Source organism: Pseudogulbenkiania sp. NH8B (assembly GCF_000283535.1).
Taxonomy (GTDB): Bacteria; Pseudomonadota; Gammaproteobacteria; order Burkholderiales; family Chromobacteriaceae; genus Pseudogulbenkiania; species Pseudogulbenkiania ferrooxidans.
The window spans coordinates 3,013,941-3,030,411 of the sequence record NC_016002.1; the positions used below are offsets into that span (position 1 = coordinate 3,013,941).

Annotated in this window: 15 protein-coding genes; 5 read left to right on the plus strand and 10 right to left on the minus strand. The window is 63.7% G+C overall.

Translation table 11 applies throughout. The features are described from left to right. Positions 1-45: 45 nt before the first annotated feature. The 6 genes from rpsO to rimP all read right to left on the minus strand — a co-directional run bounded on the left by rpsO (position 46) and on the right by rimP (position 6,644). Complete coding sequence (rpsO, locus tag NH8B_RS13805; RefSeq protein ID WP_008954494.1) at positions 46-315, minus strand: 30S ribosomal protein S15; 270 nt, start codon at positions 313-315, stop codon at positions 46-48. A gap of 73 nt (positions 316-388) precedes the next feature. Beyond that, positions 389-1,312, minus strand: coding sequence for a tRNA pseudouridine(55) synthase TruB (truB, locus tag NH8B_RS13810; protein ID WP_008954493.1), 924 nt, complete (start codon positions 1,310-1,312; stop codon positions 389-391). Further along, positions 1,309-1,707 carry a 30S ribosome-binding factor RbfA gene (rbfA, locus tag NH8B_RS13815; protein WP_014087852.1) on the minus strand — a complete coding sequence of 133 codons (399 nt, stop codon included), beginning with the start codon at positions 1,705-1,707 and terminating at the stop codon, positions 1,309-1,311. Before rbfA ends, truB begins: the two co-directional genes overlap by 4 nt. A gap of 82 nt (positions 1,708-1,789) precedes the next feature. Continuing rightward, positions 1,790-4,651, minus strand: coding sequence for a translation initiation factor IF-2 (gene infB / locus NH8B_RS13820; protein ID WP_014087853.1), 2,862 nt, complete (start codon positions 4,649-4,651; stop codon positions 1,790-1,792). 37 nt (positions 4,652-4,688) lie between these two features. Beyond that, positions 4,689-6,170, minus strand: a complete 1,482-nt coding sequence (nusA, locus tag NH8B_RS13825) for a transcription termination factor NusA (RefSeq protein ID WP_014087854.1) — start codon at positions 6,168-6,170, stop codon at positions 4,689-4,691. Between the two features lie 48 nt (positions 6,171-6,218). Further along, entirely contained in the window at positions 6,219-6,644 is a 426-nt protein-coding gene (rimP, locus tag NH8B_RS13830; RefSeq protein WP_008954489.1) for a ribosome maturation factor RimP, read from the minus strand. Positions 6,645-6,927: 283 nt separating this feature from the next. On the opposite strand from rimP, the gene NH8B_RS13835 reads away from it, so the two are divergent. The 5 genes from NH8B_RS13835 (at position 6,928) to NH8B_RS13855 (ending at position 12,132) form a co-directional block, all read left to right on the plus strand. Next, positions 6,928-8,607 (plus strand): long-chain-fatty-acid--CoA ligase, encoded by a 1,680-nt coding sequence (locus NH8B_RS13835; RefSeq protein WP_014087855.1) that lies wholly within the window; start codon positions 6,928-6,930, stop codon positions 8,605-8,607. A gap of 102 nt (positions 8,608-8,709) precedes the next feature. Further along, the gene (locus NH8B_RS13840) at positions 8,710-9,864 is read left to right on the plus strand and encodes a PilT/PilU family type 4a pilus ATPase (RefSeq protein ID WP_014087856.1); all 1,155 of its coding nucleotides are present in this window, start codon (positions 8,710-8,712) and stop codon (positions 9,862-9,864) included. An 11-nt stretch (positions 9,865-9,875) separates the two neighbouring features. After that, entirely contained in the window at positions 9,876-10,229 is a 354-nt protein-coding gene (locus NH8B_RS13845) for an ArsC family reductase (RefSeq protein ID WP_014087857.1), read from the plus strand. Beyond that, positions 10,226-11,353, plus strand: coding sequence for a succinyl-diaminopimelate desuccinylase (dapE, locus tag NH8B_RS13850; protein WP_014087858.1), 1,128 nt, complete (start codon positions 10,226-10,228; stop codon positions 11,351-11,353). The genes NH8B_RS13845 and dapE overlap by 4 nt, the downstream gene beginning before the upstream one ends. Before the next feature lie 146 nt (positions 11,354-11,499). Next, positions 11,500-12,132 (plus strand): MarC family protein, encoded by a 633-nt coding sequence (locus NH8B_RS13855; protein WP_008954484.1) that lies wholly within the window; start codon positions 11,500-11,502, stop codon positions 12,130-12,132. 97 nt (positions 12,133-12,229) lie between these two features. Here the strand turns inward: NH8B_RS13855 and recR are convergent, their stop codons facing one another. From recR to mltB, 4 genes are all read right to left on the minus strand, one after another. Further along, positions 12,230-12,829 carry a recombination mediator RecR gene (gene recR / locus NH8B_RS13860; RefSeq protein ID WP_008954483.1) on the minus strand — a complete coding sequence of 200 codons (600 nt, stop codon included), beginning with the start codon at positions 12,827-12,829 and terminating at the stop codon, positions 12,230-12,232. A gap of 277 nt (positions 12,830-13,106) precedes the next feature. Continuing rightward, on the minus strand, positions 13,107-13,445 hold the full coding sequence (locus NH8B_RS13865; RefSeq protein ID WP_008954482.1) for a YbaB/EbfC family nucleoid-associated protein: 339 nt from the start codon (positions 13,443-13,445) through the stop codon (positions 13,107-13,109). A 3-nt stretch (positions 13,446-13,448) separates the two neighbouring features. Next, a complete protein-coding gene (gene dnaX, locus NH8B_RS13870) occupies positions 13,449-15,374 on the minus strand; it encodes a DNA polymerase III subunit gamma/tau (RefSeq protein WP_014087859.1) in 1,926 nt (641 codons plus the stop codon). Between the two features lie 59 nt (positions 15,375-15,433). Further along, positions 15,434-16,465 carry a lytic murein transglycosylase B gene (gene mltB / locus NH8B_RS13875; protein WP_014087860.1) on the minus strand — a complete coding sequence of 344 codons (1,032 nt, stop codon included), beginning with the start codon at positions 16,463-16,465 and terminating at the stop codon, positions 15,434-15,436. Positions 16,466-16,471: the final 6 nt, after the last annotated feature.

Consider the following 16,471-nt stretch of genomic DNA (forward strand, 5'->3'; position numbering starts at 1 on the left):
CGAAAAAGTCGCAGACTGGCTGCGACTTTTTCGAACCTGAACCGATTACTTGCGCAGACCCAGGCGGGTGATCAGGGCACGGTAGCTGTCGGCATCGGTGCGCTTGAGGTAGTCAAGCAGACGGCGACGACGGCTCACCAGTTTCAGCAGGCCGCGACGGCTGTGATGATCCTTGGTGTTGGCCTTGAAGTGCGGGGTCAGATCGTTGATACGGGCGGTCAGCAGGGCAACTTGCACTTCCGACGAACCGGTATCGCCTTCCTTCTGCTGGAAGTTTTTAACGATTTCTGCTTTTTGAGCGGCGGTCATAGCCATTTTGATGTACTCCACAATTCAGGTAAGGGCAATCAAGCCCGACAAGTGCAGCGAGCCGAGACCCATCCACACTTCACACTTCGGCTGCCGAGGCAGCCACGAGCCGGAGGGGGGAAAGAACACCCGGTTCCCTGACCTCCCCCAGCCCGACAAATTCCCGCGTTTCGGTAAGGTAAACCCGGAAGCGCAGCATTGTCTCACATTTTTCCGCGATGCGCACCGCCTGCCCCTGGCGAAAACGACCGGCCTGTTCCGGCGCCAGGACGATCTCGGGCAGATGCGCTACCAGCACGTCCATCGGCAGCAACAGAGCGTCACGCTCGGCCTCCGGCACAGCCTCCAGGGCCTCCAGGGTGATCGACTGTTCCAGCGTGAAACCACCGGTGGTGGTGCGGCGCAAACCGGTGAGGAAAGCGCCGCAATCGAGCGCCTCGCCGATGTCTTCGGCCAAGGTACGCACGTAGGTGCCCTTGCTGCACAACACGTCGACCACGGCCTCGCCGCCGTCGAACGAAACCAGCTCCAGGCCATGGATGACGACATCACGCGCCTGACGTTCGATATCGACCCCGGCGCGGGCGTATTCGTACAGCGGCTTGCCCTGGAACTTGAGCGCCGAGTACATCGGCGGCACCTGGCTGATCGGCCCGACAAACTGCGCCAACACCCGTCGTAGCGCGGTCTCGTCGAAGGTCACCGGGCGCTCGCGCAGCACCTCGCCCTCGAGGTCGCCGGTGGTGGTCACCTTGCCGAAGCAGATCGTCGCACGATAGCCCTTGTCGGCATCGAGCAGGTAGGACGAAAACTTGGTAGCCTCGCCCAGGCATACCGGCAACAGGCCGGTCGCCAGCGGGTCAAGCACACCGGTATGCCCCGCCTTGGCCGCCGTGAACAGCCAGCGTGCCTTGAGCAGGGCCGAATTGCTGGTCACGTTGTAAGGCTTGTCCAGCAACAGCACACCACTCACGGCGCGCTTCTTGCGCCGCATCTGCGTCATGCCTCGTCGCCCTCTTCCGGCTCGGTCTTGGGCTCGGCGTACTCTTCGGATACCTGGTTGATCAGGCGCGTCATGTGCATGCCGCGCTCGATCGACTCGTCGTAGACGAAATGCAGTTGCGGCGTGGTGAAGATCTGCAGGGCTCGGCCCAGCTCGCTGCGCAGGTAGCCGGCGGCGTGCTCCAGCGCCTCCTGTGTTACCTCGCGGGTCTTGTCGTCCATCACGGTGTAGTAGATCTTGGCGTGCGAGTAATCGCGCGTCACCTCTACCGAGGTAATGGTAATCCAGCCGGCGCGCGGGTCCTTCAGACCCTTGCGCAAGAGTTCAGCCAATTCGCGCTGGATCTGCTCGGAGATACGATCCGCACGGGAAAAACCTTTTTTGGCTCTGGCCATGGTGTTGATCCTGATTCACTGAAAACACAAAAGCGAGCGCCGTCCGGCCGCAGCCGGAGGGACGCTCGCCCGAACAACGCGCTTAGAGGGTACGCGCCACTTCGACGATTTCGAACGCTTCCAGCTGGTCGCCTTCCTGGATATCGTTGAAGTTCTTCAGCATCAGACCACACTCGTAGCCCTGCCTCACTTCCTTCACGTCGTCCTTGAAGCGCTTGAGCGATTCGAGTTCGCCGGTGTGAACCACCACGTTGTGGCGGATCAGACGGACCATGGAACCGCGCTTCACCACACCGTCGGTTACCATACAACCGGCAATATTGCCGACCTTGGACACCGAAATCACCTGACGGATTTCCACGGTACCGGTGATCTGTTCCTTCTTCTCCGGCGACAGCATGCCGGACATGGCGGCCTTTACCTCGTCCACGGCATCGTAAATGATGCTGTAGTAACGAATGTCGACACCTTCGCTTTCGGCCAACTTGCGGGCCGCAGCATCGGAACGGGTGTTGAAGCCGATCACGATGGCCTTGGAAGCGATCGCCAGGTTGATGTCGGATTCGGAGATGCCACCCACGCCGGAGTGCAGGATATTGACGCGCACTTCGTCGGTAGACAGCTTCTGCAGGCTCTGCGACAGCGCCTCGTAGGAACCCTGCACGTCGGCCTTGATGATGATGGAGAGGTTCTGCACCTCGCCTTCGGCCATCTGGGCAAACATGTTCTCCAGCTTGGCAGCCTGCTGCTTGGCCAGACGCACGTCGCGGAACTTGCCCTGACGGAACAGCGCGATTTCGCGCGCCTTCTTCTCGTCGATCAGCACCATGGCGTCTTCGCCTGCGGCCGGCACGTCGGACAAGCCGAGAATTTCCACCGGAATGGACGGGCCGGCTTCATCGATCGCCTTGCCGTTTTCATCGATCATGGCGCGTACGCGACCGAAAGCGGTGCCGGCCAGTACCACGTCACCCTTCTTCAGGGTACCGGACTGCACCAGCAGCGTTGCCACCGGGCCACGACCCTTGTCGAGGCGGGCCTCCACGATCACGCCCTTGGCCGGGGATTCGATCGGAGCGGTCAACTCCAGCACCTCGGCTTGCAGCAGCACGCCTTCCAGCAGGTTGTCGATGCCCTGGCCAGTCTTGGCGGAAACCTCGACGAACATCGCGTCACCGCCCCAGTCTTCCGGCACCACTTCCTGCGCGACCAGTTCCTGGCGGATACGCTCGGGGTTGGCGCCCTGCTTGTCGATCTTGTTCACCGCCACCACGATCGGCACACCAGCGGCCTTGGCGTGGTGAATGGCTTCGATGGTCTGCGGCATCACGCCGTCGTCGGCGGCCACCACCAGGATCACGATGTCGGTGGCCTTGGCACCACGGGCACGCATGGCGGTGAACGCCTCGTGACCCGGGGTGTCGAGGAAGGTCACCACGCCGCGCGGGGTTTCCACGTGGTAGGCACCGATGTGCTGGGTAATGCCGCCGGCTTCGCCCGCGGCGACCTTGGCACGGCGGATGTAGTCCAGCAGCGAGGTCTTGCCGTGGTCGACGTGACCCATTACGGTCACCACCGGCGGACGCGGCAGGCGCTCCACCTCGGCGCCGCCCTCGACGTTCTCGAGGAAGGCATCCGGATCGTCCATCTGTGCCGCCTTGCCGATGTGGCCCATCTCGCCAACCACGATCAGCGCGGTTTCCTGATCCAGCACCTGGTTGATGGTCACCATCATGCCCATCTTCATCAGGGTCTTGATGACTTCGACGGCCTTGACCGCCATGCGGTGCGCCAGGTCGGCCACGGTAATGGTTTCAGGCACCAGCACTTCGTGCACGATCGGCTCGGTCGGTGCGGTGAAAGCGTGCTGACTGTTGCCGCGCGACTTACCGCCGCGCTTGCTCTTCCAGTCGCCTCCGGCATCGCCACCCTTGACGCGCAGGCCACGGCCTTTCTTGCCGTCGTCCCAGCTGCGCTCGGAGCCGCCCTTCTTGCCCTTCTTCGGTGCAGCAGAACCCGGTGCCGGCGCGGCAGGCGCCGCGGCACCGGCCCCAGCCGGAGCAGGACGGCCACCGGCCGGAGCCGGACGCTGCCCCCCCGCAGCCGGACGCACCCCGGCCGAGCCAGGACGCTGACCGGCACCCGGCTGTCCGCTGCGCGGACCGCGTGCATCCTGCGGACGGCCATCGGCGGAGCGCCCGGCAGCCGGGCGTGCTTCGGCCGGTTTGGCCTCGACCGGCTTCGGCGCAGGAGGCGGAGGCGGATTTTCCGCCGCCAGCTTGGCGGCCTGACGGCGCTCTTCGCGCTCGATCTTTTCGCGCATCAGGGCTTCCTGACGAGCGCGGAACGCCAGCTGGCGTTTTTCTTCCGCTTCGCGTGCGGCGATTTCTTCCGGAGACAGAATGGACAGCGGAGCCGGGCGCACCGGGGCTGCCTTGACTTCCGGAGCAGCCGGCTCTTGCGGCTTGGCTTCGACCTTCGGCTCTACCTTGGTCTCAACCGCCGCCGGCTTCGGCGCTTCGGGCTTCTGTTCTTCCTTGAGGTCGACCTTCGCCACCACGGGCTCGGCCTTGACTTCGGCCTTGGCCGGCTCAACCGGAGCGGCGGCGACCGGAGCAGCCTCTGGCTTGGCAACGGCGGCGACAGCCGCAACCGGTGCCTCCAGCGGACGCTGCACCACACGCTTCTTGCGGGTTTCCACTCTTACCGTCGAACCGTCCGCCGTACGAACCTCGCTGGTCTGCTTGCGGGTCACCGTGATCGGGGTCTCGTTACGGGCACCATGCGAACGCTTCAGGTAGTCCAGGAGCTGGGATTTGTCCCGTTCTGAGAGGGTGTCATCCAGCGAGCCTTTGCCGACACCGGCGGCACGCAGCTGTTCCAGCAGGCGATCCGGTGTCAAGCCAAGCTCACTGGCAAACTGTTTTACATTCGTCAATACCATGCGTCTTCCCAAATTCCGTCAATAACTTCCCGAAGCCTTACTGGGCAAACCAGTGTTCGCGCGCCTTCATGATGATTGCACGTGCGGCTTCAGCCTCCATACCGGTCATGTCAACGAGATCATCCACGGCAAGGTCGGCGAGTTCGTCGCGGGTGGTCACGCCATTTTCAGCCAACTTACGCATCAGGTCGGCATCTTCCAGGCCTTCGATGCCCTTCAGATCGTCGGATACGCTTTCCACCTTTTCCTCGGAGGCGATGGCCAGCGTCAAGAGAGCGTCACGAGCGCGGCTGCGCAGTTCGTTGACTTGCTCCTCTTCAAAGCCTTCGATCTCGAGCATTTCGGCGATTGGCACATACGCCACTTCTTCGAGGGTGGCGAACCCCTCTTGCACCAGCGTCATGGCAGTCGCTTCATCCACACCGAGGTGCTTCATGAAGGTTTCACGCAACGCGGCGTCTTCTTCCTGATGTTTTTCTTCGGCCTCGGTCACCGTCATGATGTTGAGGTACCAACCGGTCAACTCTGCTGCCAGGCGGACGTTCTGGCCGCTGCGGCCGATCGCCAGAGCCAGCTGGTCTTCTTCCACCACCACGTCCATGGCGTGGTTATCCTCATCGATCATGATGCGGTTGACTTCGGCCGGGGACAGCGCGTTGATCACGAACTGCGCCGGTTCCGGTGCCCACAGCACGATGTCGACACGCTCGCCGGCCAGCTCCTGGGTCACCGACTGAACACGCGAACCGCGCATGCCGATGCAGGTACCCTGCGGATCGATGCGCGGATCGTTGGCCTTGACAGCGATCTTGGCGCGCAGGCCCGGGTCGCGGGCGGCTTCCTTGATCTCCAGGAGGCCCTCTTCGATTTCCGGCACTTCCAGCTCGAACAGCTTGATCAGGAACTCGCGGGAAGTACGCGACAGCACCAGCTGCGGGCCGCGACCGAGGCGGTCGATGCGCATCAGGTAGGCCTTGACGCGGTCGCCCACGCGCAGGTTTTCCTTCGGAATCATCTGCTCGCGCGGCAGCACGGCCTCCAGCTTGCCGCACTCGATGATGGCATTGCCGCGCTCGATGCGCTTGACGGTACCGCTGACCAGATGTTCGCGGCGCTGCAGGAACTCACTCAGGAGTTGCTCGCGCTCGGCGTCGCGAATCTTCTGCAAGATCACCTGCTTGGCGGCTTGGGCACCGATACGGCCGAATTCGACGGCCTCCATCGGTTCCTCGATGACGGCGCCGACCTCGATGGACGGATCACGTTCGCGAGCGTCTGCCAGCTCGATTTCCTTGTCGTCGAATTCGAGCATGTCGTCTTCGACCACGGTCCAGCGACGGAAAGTATGGTACTGCCCGGTATGACGATCGATCTCGACACGGATATCGACGTCATCCTGATTGAATTTCTTTTTAGTAGCAGACGCCAGCGCCAATTCCAGCGCCGTAAAAACCACGTCCTTGCTGACGCTCTTCTCGCTCGCCAGGGCATCAACCAGCAACAAAATCTCGCGACTCATGCAATCCTCCGAATTTTTTTCATTCCCGTGGGGTCGACCCCGCCCAGATCAGAACTCAGGATCAAGCCTGGCCTTGTCGATAACGGCGAGCGGAATGGCCACGGTCCGGCCCTCGAACTCCAGCTGTACAGCGCCATCCACGACGCCAGCCAGACGACCGGAAAATTTCTTTTGCTGTTCAATGGGCATGCGGGTCTTGATCTTGGCCCGCTGCCCGGAGAAGCGTACGAAGTCCGACTCTTTCTTGAGCGGACGGTCCAGCCCCGGAGACGACACTTCCAGCCGCTCGTAATCTATGTTTTCGACCATGAAGAGGCGCGTCAGGTGGTTGCTCACCAGCACGCAGTCTTCCACGGTGATTCCACCGGGTTTGTCGAGAAACACCCTGAAACCGCCCCCAGGGGTCAATTCGAAGTCCACCAGCTCGTAACCCAGACCTGGCAGCGTGTTCTCCAGCAGCAAACGTACATCCATTGCTTTTTCCACAAATAAAAAATGGGCGAAACGCCCATCCCTAACCGTCGGGATTGTAATACATTTCTCCCCGAAAGGAAATCCCGGCGACAAGCCTGCGCCGGGTGGCACGAACGGTGCACGGGCGTCTTTACGATATGATCGTGCTTCCTGTACATTGGCGAGCAAATAAAACGATCGTTTGTTTATGACAAGCAGCGACCGCTGACCTAATAACAAAAGACGCTCGGCAAAAAGACTTGAGGCGAGGCGTCCCGAATCAAGCACGATGGAGAAACACAGCATGGATAAACTCTGGCTCAAGAATTACCAGCCCGGCGTCGAGCACGACATCGATATCGATAGTTTCCGATCGATCGATGAGGTGTTCGAGCGTTCTGTCGCCAAGTTTCGCAGCCGCCCCGCCATGGCCAATATGGGGAAGGTGCTGAGTTACGGGGACCTCAACCAGCACGTCGCCGAGTTCGCCTCGTTCCTGCAGCATCGCCTTGGCCTCAAGAGAGGCGACCGCGTCGCCCTGATGATGCCCAACCTGCTGCAATACCCGATCGGCGTGTTCGGCACCCTGCGTGCCGGGCTGACCGTGGTCAATGTCAACCCGCTCTACACGCCGCGCGAGCTGGAACACCAGCTGAACGACTCCGGCGCCGAGACGATCGTGATCCTGGAAAACTTCGCCAGCGTGCTCGAGGAGGTCATCGCCCGCACCCGGATCAAGCACGTGGTCGTGGCGTCGATCGGCGACATGCTGGACTTTCCGAAGTCTGCCATCGTCAACTTCGTCATCCGCAGGATCAAGAAGATGGTGCCGGCGTGGAACCTGCCTGGCCACATCCGCTTCCCGGCGGCGCTGGCCGAAGGCCGCCGCCAGGCTCCGGTACCGGTCGACCTCAACCACGACGACATCGCCTTTCTGCAATACACCGGAGGCACCACCGGGGTGGCCAAGGGGGCGATGCTGAGCCACGGCAACATCGTCGCCAACATGCTGCAGGCGGGAGCCTGGATCAAGCCGGTCATCCACGAGGGGCAGGAGGTCATCGTCACCGCCCTGCCGCTCTACCACATCTTCTCGCTGACCGCGAACCTGATGACGTTCACCGAGGTGGGCGCGCTGAACGTGCTGATCACCAATCCGCGTGACATCGCCGGCTTCATCAAGGAGATGAAGAACTATAGGGTGACAGCCATCACCGGGGTCAACACCCTGTTCAACGCGCTGCTGCATCACCCCGATTTCAAGACCATCGATTTTTCGACCTGGCGCCTGACGCTGGGCGGCGGCATGGCGGTGCAGAAGGCGGTGGCGGACAAATGGAAGGAAGTCACCGGGGTGGCGCTGGTGGAGGCCTACGGCCTGACCGAAACCTCGCCCGCCGCCTGCATCAACCCGCTCAACCTGAAGGAATACAACGGCAGCATCGGCCTGCCGGTGTCGTCGACCGAGATCCAGATTCGTGACGCCGAGGGACGCGAGCTGCCGGTTGGCGAAGCCGGCGAGCTGTTCATCCGCGGGCCTCAGGTGATGAAAGGCTACTGGCAGCGCCCGGACGAGACCGCCAAGGTGATCGGCGCCGACGGTTTCCTCGCCACCGGGGACATGGCGATGGTGACGCCGGGAGGGTTCGTCAAGCTGGTGGACCGCAAGAAGGACATGATCCTGGTGTCCGGCTTCAACGTCTACCCCAACGAGATCGAGGACGTGGTGGCGATGCACCCCGGCGTGCTGGAGGTGGCGTGCATCGGGGTGCCGGACGAGAAATCGGGCGAGGTGGTCAAGGTGTTCGTGACACGCAAGGACCCCGCGCTCACCGAAAAGGACATCATCGAGCATTGCCGCAAGAACCTGACCGGTTACAAGGTGCCGCGCCACGTCGAGTTCCGCAGCGAGCTGCCCAAGACCAATGTCGGCAAGATCCTGCGCCGCGCGCTGCGCGACCAGGAGCTGGCCAAGTCCCCGTGAAAAAGCTCGCGGCACCCGCCAAAGAAACCCGCTTCAGGCGGGTTTCTTTATGCCATTTACGGCTACACTTGCACAAAAGCCATGCCTAGCAGGAGCCGAATCATGTTGTTGTTGCCGTTTTTCAAATTGATGGCCGACAAGAGTGCCAGCGATATCTTCTTCACCGCCCACGCCCCGGCCCAGATCAAGATCGAAGGGGTGACGCTGCCGGTCAACGACAAGGCGCTGACCCCGGAACAGGTGAAGACACTGGTCTACAGCCTGATGGACGAGGAGGAGATCGCCGAGTACGAGCGCGAGTTCGAGATGAACTTCGCGCGCCAGGTCGACGATCTGGGCAATTTCCGCGTCAACATCTTCCGCCAGAAAGGGCAGCCGGCGATGGTCATCCGCCGCATCGCCCCGACCATCCCGTCGCTGGAGAAACTCAACCTGCCGGCGATGCTCAAGCCGCTGATCATGGAAAAGCGCGGCCTGATCATCGTGGTGGGCGCCACCGGCAGCGGCAAGAGCTCGACCGTGGCGGCGCTGCTGGAGCACCGCAACCAGAGCAAGAGCGGGCATATCCTGACGGTGGAGGACCCGATCGAATTCCTGTTCGAGCACAGGAAGTCGATCGTCAACCAGCGCGAAATCGGCATCGACACCAAGAGTTACCAGACCGCGCTGAAGAACGCCATGCGCGAGGCGCCGGAAGTGCTGATGATCGGCGAAATCCGCGATGCCGAAACGCTGATGTACGCCATCAACTACGCCCAGTCGGGCCACCTCTGCATCACCACGCTGCACGCCAACAACAGCTACCACATGCTGAACCGGGTGATCAGCTTCTTCCCGCCCGACAACCGCACCGCGCTGCTGATGGACCTGTCGGTCTCGCTCAAGGCGGTGGTGTCGCAGCGCCTGGTGCCGACGGTCGACAAGACGCTGACGCCGGCGGTGGAGCTGCTGCTCAACACCTCGCACATCGCCGAACTGATCCGCACCGGGGAGATCTCCAGCATCAAGGAGGCGATCGAGCACAGCATGAGCGAAGGCGCCCAGACCTTCGAGCAATCCTTGTTCCGGCTGTACCGCGATGGCAAGATTACGCTCGACGAGGCGTTGCGCAATGCCGACTCGCCGACCAACCTGTACTGGCTGATCAACCACGGTCACGACAAGCCTGGCGAAGAGCCCGCCGGCAAGCCGACCGCGGCCAAACCGGCCGGCAAGGATGCCTCCGCCAGCTTTGATGGCTTCACCCTGGACGTTTAACCCGCATCGACATGACCACCACCCTCTACGGCATACCCAACTGCGACACGGTCAAGAAAGCCCGCCAGTGGCTGACCGAGCACCAGATCGACTACGTGTTCCACGATTTCAAGAAACAGGGCATCGCCGAGGCGCGCCTGCAGCACTGGATCGAGGCCGCCGGCCTTGACAAGGTGATCAACCGCCAGGGTACCACCTGGCGCAAGCTCTCCGACGCCGACAAGGCACGGGCCGACGACGTCGGCTCGGCCATCGCGCTGATCCAGGCCAACCCGTCGCTGATCAAGCGCCCGGTGCTGGAGCGCGGAGAGGCCGTCGAACTCGGCTTCAAGGAAGACCTCTACGGAAAGGCATTCGGCCGATGACCAATACCTTGATGCTGACCGAAGAGCTGATCCGCCTCGATTCGGTCACCCCGAACGACGCCGGCTGCCAGGAGCGCATGATCGCCCGCCTGGAGGCGGTCGGTTTCACCGTGGAGCGCATGCGCCACGGCGACGTCGACAACTTCTGGGCCCGCCGTGGCACGAGCGGTCCGGTGGTGTGCTTCGCCGGCCATACCGACGTGGTGCCGACCGGCCCGCTGGACAAATGGGACAGCCACCCGTTCGAGCCCACCATCCGCAACGGCTACCTGTTCGGACGCGGCGCGGCGGACATGAAGGCCTCGCTAGCTGCCTTCATCACCTCGATCGAGCGCTTCGTGGCGCAGCACCCGGACCACCCTGGTTCGATCACGCTGTTGATCACCTCGGACGAGGAAGGCAGCGCCATCGACGGCACGGTGCGCGTGGTCGATGCGCTGGAAGCGCGTGGCGAGCTGATCGACTACTGCATCGTCGGCGAGCCGACCTCCAACCACGTGCTGGGCGACACCATCAAGAACGGCCGGCGCGGCTCGCTGTCGGGTCACCTGATCGTGCACGGCATCCAGGGCCACATCGCCTACCCGCACCTGGCGAAGAACCCGGTGCACCTGATCGCCCCGGCGCTGGCCGAACTGGCCGCCGAGGAATGGGACCAGGGCAACCACCACTTCCCGCCGACCAGCTGGCAGGTGTCGAATATTAATGCCGGCACCGGCGCCACCAACATCATCCCCGGCTCCTGCGAGGTCAAGTTCAACTTCCGCTTCTCCACCGAACACACCGCCGAGACGCTGAAGGACCGCGTGCACCACATCCTGGACGCCCACGGCCTGGCCTACGAGCTGCACTGGACCTTGTCCGGCAACCCGTTCCTGACCGAGGAAGGGACGCTGACGCGGGCGCTGGAACGCTCCATCAAGCAGGTGATGGGGGTGGATGCCGAGCTGTCCACCACCGGCGGCACCTCGGACGGGCGCTTCATCAAGCGCATCGCGCGCGAACTGGCCGAGTTCGGCCCGGTCAACGCCTCGATCCACAAGCTGAACGAGTGCGTCGAAGTGCACGCCATCGAGCGGCTGTCGGACATCTACGAGGCCGCGCTGAAGAACCTGCTGCTGTGAGCCCCTGTCCCGGCTCCTGAGCGCGCGTCGGCAGACCGGGTGTCTGCCGATTTTTCTTGCCCGGGCGGAGCCGGGACCTCTTCAGAAACGCAGCGGAACGTTTCCCCTTACCGACCGACTTCGACAACAACAAGGACATCCGGCTCATGAAAGAACTGGAAATCGCCAAGATATTCATTTCGCTGCTGGTGCTGGTCAACCCGCTCGGCGCGATTCCGCTGTTCATCAGCCTGACGCCGAACGCGAGCCAGATCGAGCGGCGCAAGATCGCCAAGATTTCGTCCACCTCGGTGGCGGTGGTGATCATCACCTCGGCGCTGATCGGCGAGAGCCTGCTGAAATTTCTCGGCATCAGCATCGGCTCGTTCCAGGTCGGCGGCGGCCTGCTGGTGATGATGATCGCGCTGGCGCTGATGAACGCCAAGCCCAACCCCACCAAGACCAGCGATGAAGAGCGCGTGGAAGCGGAGCTGCGCACCAACATCGCGGTGGTGCCGATGGCGATGCCGCTGTTGACCGGGCCGGGCACCATCTCCACCGTGATCATCTACAGCACCACGGCCCACAGCTGGGTGCAGATCAGCTACCTGATCGTTAGCGGCCTGTTGATCGCGCTGTCCTGCTACGCCGCGATGGCGATGGCCACGCCGATCAGCCGCTGGCTCGGCCAGACCGGCATCAACATCGTCAACCGGGTGATGGGCATGATCCTGGCGGCGGTGTCGGTGGAGATCATCGTGGACGGTCTGTACCGGCTGTTCCCGCAGCTGAGCCACTAGCCTGCCGAGCGCCACGGCAAAAAAGGTTGGCCGAAGGCACGCGCAGTGCGCCTTCGGCCAACCTTTTGTCCCTTGCGCGAATCTTACCGCCCCTGGATCACCCCAGCTGACGCCGCTCGTACAGCGCCTGCGCCAGCGTGCCTGAGTCAACGTACTCCAACTCGCCGCCCACCGGCATGCCGCGCGCGATGCGGCTGACCGCCAGGCCCCGGTCCTTCAGCAACTCGGCGATCATGTGCGCCGTCACCTCGCCTTCGGCGGTGAAGTTGGTGGCGATGATCACCTCCTCCACCACGCCGTCGAGCGCGCGCACCATCAGCTTGTCGAGGTTGACGTCCTTGGGGCCGATGCCGTCGATCGGCGACAGCCGCCCCATCAGCACGAAATACAGCCCGTCGTAGCAGCGCGCCTGCTCCAGCATCAGGAGGTCGGCCGGCATTTCCACGATGCACAGCTGGTGCTGGTTGCGCGCCGGCTCGGCGCACAGATTGCACAACGGCGTCTCGCTGAAGGTGTTGCAGCGCTCGCAGTGGGTCAGGTTGGCCAGCGCCCGGTCGAGCGCGCGCGCCAGCCGGTCGGCCCCAGCCTGATCGCGCTGCAGCAGGTGGAACGCCATGCGCTGGGCCGACTTGGGGCCGACCCCGGGCAGCACCTTGAGCGCGGAGATCAACTGGTCGAGCGAAGGGGGATTTTTCATCAGGGACGCAGCAAAAGGGAAAAAGGTTGGCCGAAGCCCATGCTTCGGCCAACCTTAGAACCAGCCCCCGATCTTGCTGCGCAGCCCTGATCGGGGCTCATGTATACGGCGTGCGAATCTATCGCTGAGCCAATCGAAGATTGGCACGCAGGGATTCGCTCAGCGATCAGAAATCCTCATGTACTGTGTGTACATTCCGGTTTCTGCGCTGCCATTCACCCCGCTGAGGGCCGCTCGCTACAGATCGAGAGCCGGTTCTTTAGGAAGACATCGGGAATCAAAACGGCAGTTTCATGCCCGGCGGCAAGTTGAGGCCGGCGGTGAAACCGGACATCTTGTCCTGGGTGGTGCTTTCCACCTTACGCACCGCGTCGTTGACGGCGGCGGCGATCAGGTCCTCCAGCATTTCCTTGTCGTCCTTGGCGTCTTCCAGCAGGCTGTCGTCGATCGACACGCGCTTGATGTCGTGCTGGCAGGTCATCACCACCTTGACCAAGCCGGCGCCGGATTGGCCTTCGACTTCGACCTTGCCCAGCTCTTCCTGGGCCTTCTTCATGTTTTCCTGCATCTGCTGGGCCTGCTTCATCAGGCCGGCGATACCACCTTTTCCGAACATGGGCTACAACTCCTGCACAGGTTGAATCGTCTCGGTGAGCAGCACGGCGTTGAATTCGCCGACCAGCTGCCGCACCACGGGATCGTTTTCGAGATTGACGCGCGCCGCCGCCAGCTGTTCCTGGCGGAAACGCGCCTCGCGCATCGCCGGGGTTTCCATCCCCAGCTCCTCCACGCTGACCGACAGCTCCGGCGCCTGGCCAAAGCGTTCGGCCAACGCGGCCTTGAGTTTTTCCTGGTAATCGCGCGTGGCGAGGTGACGGAAGCTCTCTGGCACCGCCAGCTGCAAGCGCCGTCCATCCCAGGATTTGAGCACCGCGTTGTGCGCCAGCATGCGGCTGGCCCCCATACGCGCACCCAGCTCGGCCACCAGCGCCGCCCAATCTCCGTCGAAAACGTAGGACTCGGCGGCGGCAGGCGGAGCGACCGGCTCCGACCACGACTCGGCAGTGCTGTCGTCGGCGCTCACACCCGCCTGCCAGGCTTCGGCGGCGACGTCGACGTCGCCGGCGTCGTCGTCGGGAGCATCCTCCCACGGCGCCAGCTCGACCGACGGCGGCGTGCCCGGCTCGGGCTGAGTGGCGACAGCCGGGGCCGCCGGCACCGGCCGCGGCGCGGGTTCGACGCGCGCCGGCTCGGGTTCGGGGTCGGGGTCGGCAGGTGCGGACTCGTCCGGCGTGGCGGGTGCACTGCGCGCCGCTCCGTTGCGGCCGGACAAGCGCGCCAGCAAGGCCTTGGCAGCAGAAGCCCCCTCCACCGACGGCTCACTCGGCGCGGCCGGCCGGCTTGCCGGCTCGGGACGGCTCGCGGCCGCACGCGGTGCCGGCGTGCTGTCGCCCGGCGCATTCAACGGATGAAACGCCAGCATGCGCAACAGCGTCATGGTGAAACCGGCGTGCTCGTCCGGCGCCAGGGCCAGGTCCTTGCGGCCATGGATGGCGATCTGGTAGTAGAGCTGCACGTCTTCCGGCGCGATCAGTTGCGCCATGGCCAGCACCGCCTCGGCGTCGGGGTCGTCACCGGTGATGGCGGCCGGCACCGTCTGCGCCAGCGCGATCTGCTGCAACAGCAGGGCCAGTTCGCCCAGCGCGCTGTCGAAACCGACGCCGCGCTCGGCCAACGCCTTGGCCTCCTCAATCAGACGCGGGCCGTCGGCCTCGGCCAGGGCTTCCAACAGGGTATAGAGGTAGGCACGGTCAACCGCACCCAGCATGGCGCGCACCCCGCCCTCCTCGACCTTGCCGACGCCGTAGGCGATAGCCTGATCGAGCAGCGACAGCGCGTCGCGCATCGAGCCGGCGGCGGCACGGCCCAGCAGCGCCAAGGCCGGCGCCTCGTAGCTCACCTGCTCCACGTCGAGCACGCGTGCCAGGTGGCCCGCCACCTGCTGCGGCGTCATGTTGCGCAGCGAGAACTGCAGGCAACGGCTCAGCACCGTCACCGGCACCTTCTGCGGGTCGGTGGTGGCGAGGATGAACTTGACGTGGGCCGGCGGCTCTTCCAGCGTCTTCAACATGGCGTTGAAGGCGCTCTTGGAGAGCATGTGCACCTCGTCGATGATGTACACCTTGTAGCGCCCCGAGGTAGGCGCGTACTGGGCGTTTTCCAGCACTTCGCGGATGTTGTCGATGCCGGTATTGGAGGCGGCGTCGATCTCCAAGAGGTCGACGAAGCGGCCGGCGTCGATCTGGCGACAGGCGGAACATTCGCCGCACGGCTCGGCGCCGACACCGGCCTCGCAGTTGAGGCTCTTGGCGAGAATCCGGGCGATGGTGGTCTTGCCCACGCCGCGCGTGCCGGTCAGCAGGTAGGCGTGATGCAGCCGCTCACCGGCCAGGGCGTTGGTCAGGGCGCGCACCACGTGCTCCTGACCGACCAGGTCGGCAAAGCGTTTCGGGCGCCATTTGCGGGCAAGCACTTGATAAGTCATGGTGGCGGATTCTAATTCCAATTGGCAGGCAAGGCGACCCTTTTCGTCGCCGCCCGACGTCACGGCGCCGGTGTCGAAACCGGCTGCTGGCCGAGGAACTGCTGCGCCAGATAACGTTCGCGGATGGCGGCTGCCACCTCCTGCGCCGCTTTGGCGTACAGGGTGCTCTTGTTGTAGCGGGTGATGACGTAGAAGTTGTTCAGACCGAGCCAGTATTCGGTCACGCCGGGCGCGGTTTCCAGCGGCACCAGCACCGCCGGCACCTGGTCGCCCACCGGCGCCTCCGGCTGCACCCCCATCTGCTTCAGCTCGCCCACGGTATAGTGCAGGTTGAACTTGTCGGCTACCAGCTGATCGACCTGTGCCCCCGGCTGCACGCTGGCCGGCAGGATCACGTCGTCGCCGTGGCGCCAGCCGTGCAGCTGGAAGTAATGCGCCACGCTGCCGATCACGTCCGGCACGCTGCCCCAGATGTCGCGATGGCCGTCGCCGTCGAAGTCCACCGCCCACTTGCGGTAGCTCGACGGCATGAACTGCGGCCAGCCCATGGCGCCGGCGTAGGAGCCTTTCAAGAGCAGCGGGTTCTTGCCCTCTTCCTTGGCCAGGCGCAGGAACTCGGTGAGCTCGCCGCGGAAATACTCGGCGCGGCGCGGGTAATCGAAACCGATGGTCGACAGGGCATCCACCACGCGGAAACTGCCGGTGCTGCGGCCGTAGCCGGTCTCGATGCCGATGATCGCCACCACCACCTCCGGCGCCACGCCGAAGGTCGCCTCGGCCCGCTCCAGCGTAGCCGCGTTGTCCTTCCAGAACGCCACGCCGCCGTCGATCAGGCGATCGTTGAAAAAGGCCGGACGGAACTGGTACCACGGCCGCGAGGTGGCCGGGCGGTCGAGTATCTGCAGGATGTTGGGCTTGGTTTCGACGTTGGCGAACACCGCCTCCAGCTCGGGGCGGTCGAACTGGCCGCTGGCCACCTGCTCGTCGATATAGCGTTGCACGTCGGGCCGGGCGAGAAACGCCGCGTCGGCCAGCGCCAGCGAGCTGGTCAGGGCGAGCGTGGCGGCAGCCAGGCAGGTAAGGAGTTTCATCAGGGC

What these genes read in the sequence shown, in the direction of transcription:
- NH8B_RS13840 (WP_014087856.1), top strand. Translation starts at nt 8,710, where the DNA reads ATGTTGTTGTTGCCGTTTTTCAAATTGATGGCCGACAAGAGTGCCAGC.
- nusA (WP_014087854.1), bottom strand. Translation starts at nt 6,170, where the DNA reads ATGAGTCGCGAGATTTTGTTGCTGGTTGATGCCCTGGCGAGCGAGAAG.
- rbfA (WP_014087852.1), bottom strand. Translation starts at nt 1,707, where the DNA reads ATGGCCAGAGCCAAAAAAGGTTTTTCCCGTGCGGATCGTATCTCCGAG.
- mltB (WP_014087860.1), bottom strand. Translation starts at nt 16,465, where the DNA reads ATGAAACTCCTTACCTGCCTGGCTGCCGCCACGCTCGCCCTGACCAGC.
- rimP (WP_008954489.1), bottom strand. Translation starts at nt 6,644, where the DNA reads ATGGATGTACGTTTGCTGCTGGAGAACACGCTGCCAGGTCTGGGTTAC.
- dapE (WP_014087858.1), top strand. Translation starts at nt 10,226, where the DNA reads ATGACCAATACCTTGATGCTGACCGAAGAGCTGATCCGCCTCGATTCG.
- infB (WP_014087853.1), bottom strand. Translation starts at nt 4,651, where the DNA reads ATGGTATTGACGAATGTAAAACAGTTTGCCAGTGAGCTTGGCTTGACA.
- recR (WP_008954483.1), bottom strand. Translation starts at nt 12,829, where the DNA reads ATGAAAAATCCCCCTTCGCTCGACCAGTTGATCTCCGCGCTCAAGGTG.
- NH8B_RS13855 (WP_008954484.1), top strand. Translation starts at nt 11,500, where the DNA reads ATGAAAGAACTGGAAATCGCCAAGATATTCATTTCGCTGCTGGTGCTG.
- NH8B_RS13845 (WP_014087857.1), top strand. Translation starts at nt 9,876, where the DNA reads ATGACCACCACCCTCTACGGCATACCCAACTGCGACACGGTCAAGAAA.
- NH8B_RS13865 (WP_008954482.1), bottom strand. Translation starts at nt 13,445, where the DNA reads ATGTTCGGAAAAGGTGGTATCGCCGGCCTGATGAAGCAGGCCCAGCAG.
- rpsO (WP_008954494.1), bottom strand. Translation starts at nt 315, where the DNA reads ATGGCTATGACCGCCGCTCAAAAAGCAGAAATCGTTAAAAACTTCCAG.
- truB (WP_008954493.1), bottom strand. Translation starts at nt 1,312, where the DNA reads ATGACGCAGATGCGGCGCAAGAAGCGCGCCGTGAGTGGTGTGCTGTTG.
- NH8B_RS13835 (WP_014087855.1), top strand. Translation starts at nt 6,928, where the DNA reads ATGGATAAACTCTGGCTCAAGAATTACCAGCCCGGCGTCGAGCACGAC.
- dnaX (WP_014087859.1), bottom strand. Translation starts at nt 15,374, where the DNA reads ATGACTTATCAAGTGCTTGCCCGCAAATGGCGCCCGAAACGCTTTGCC.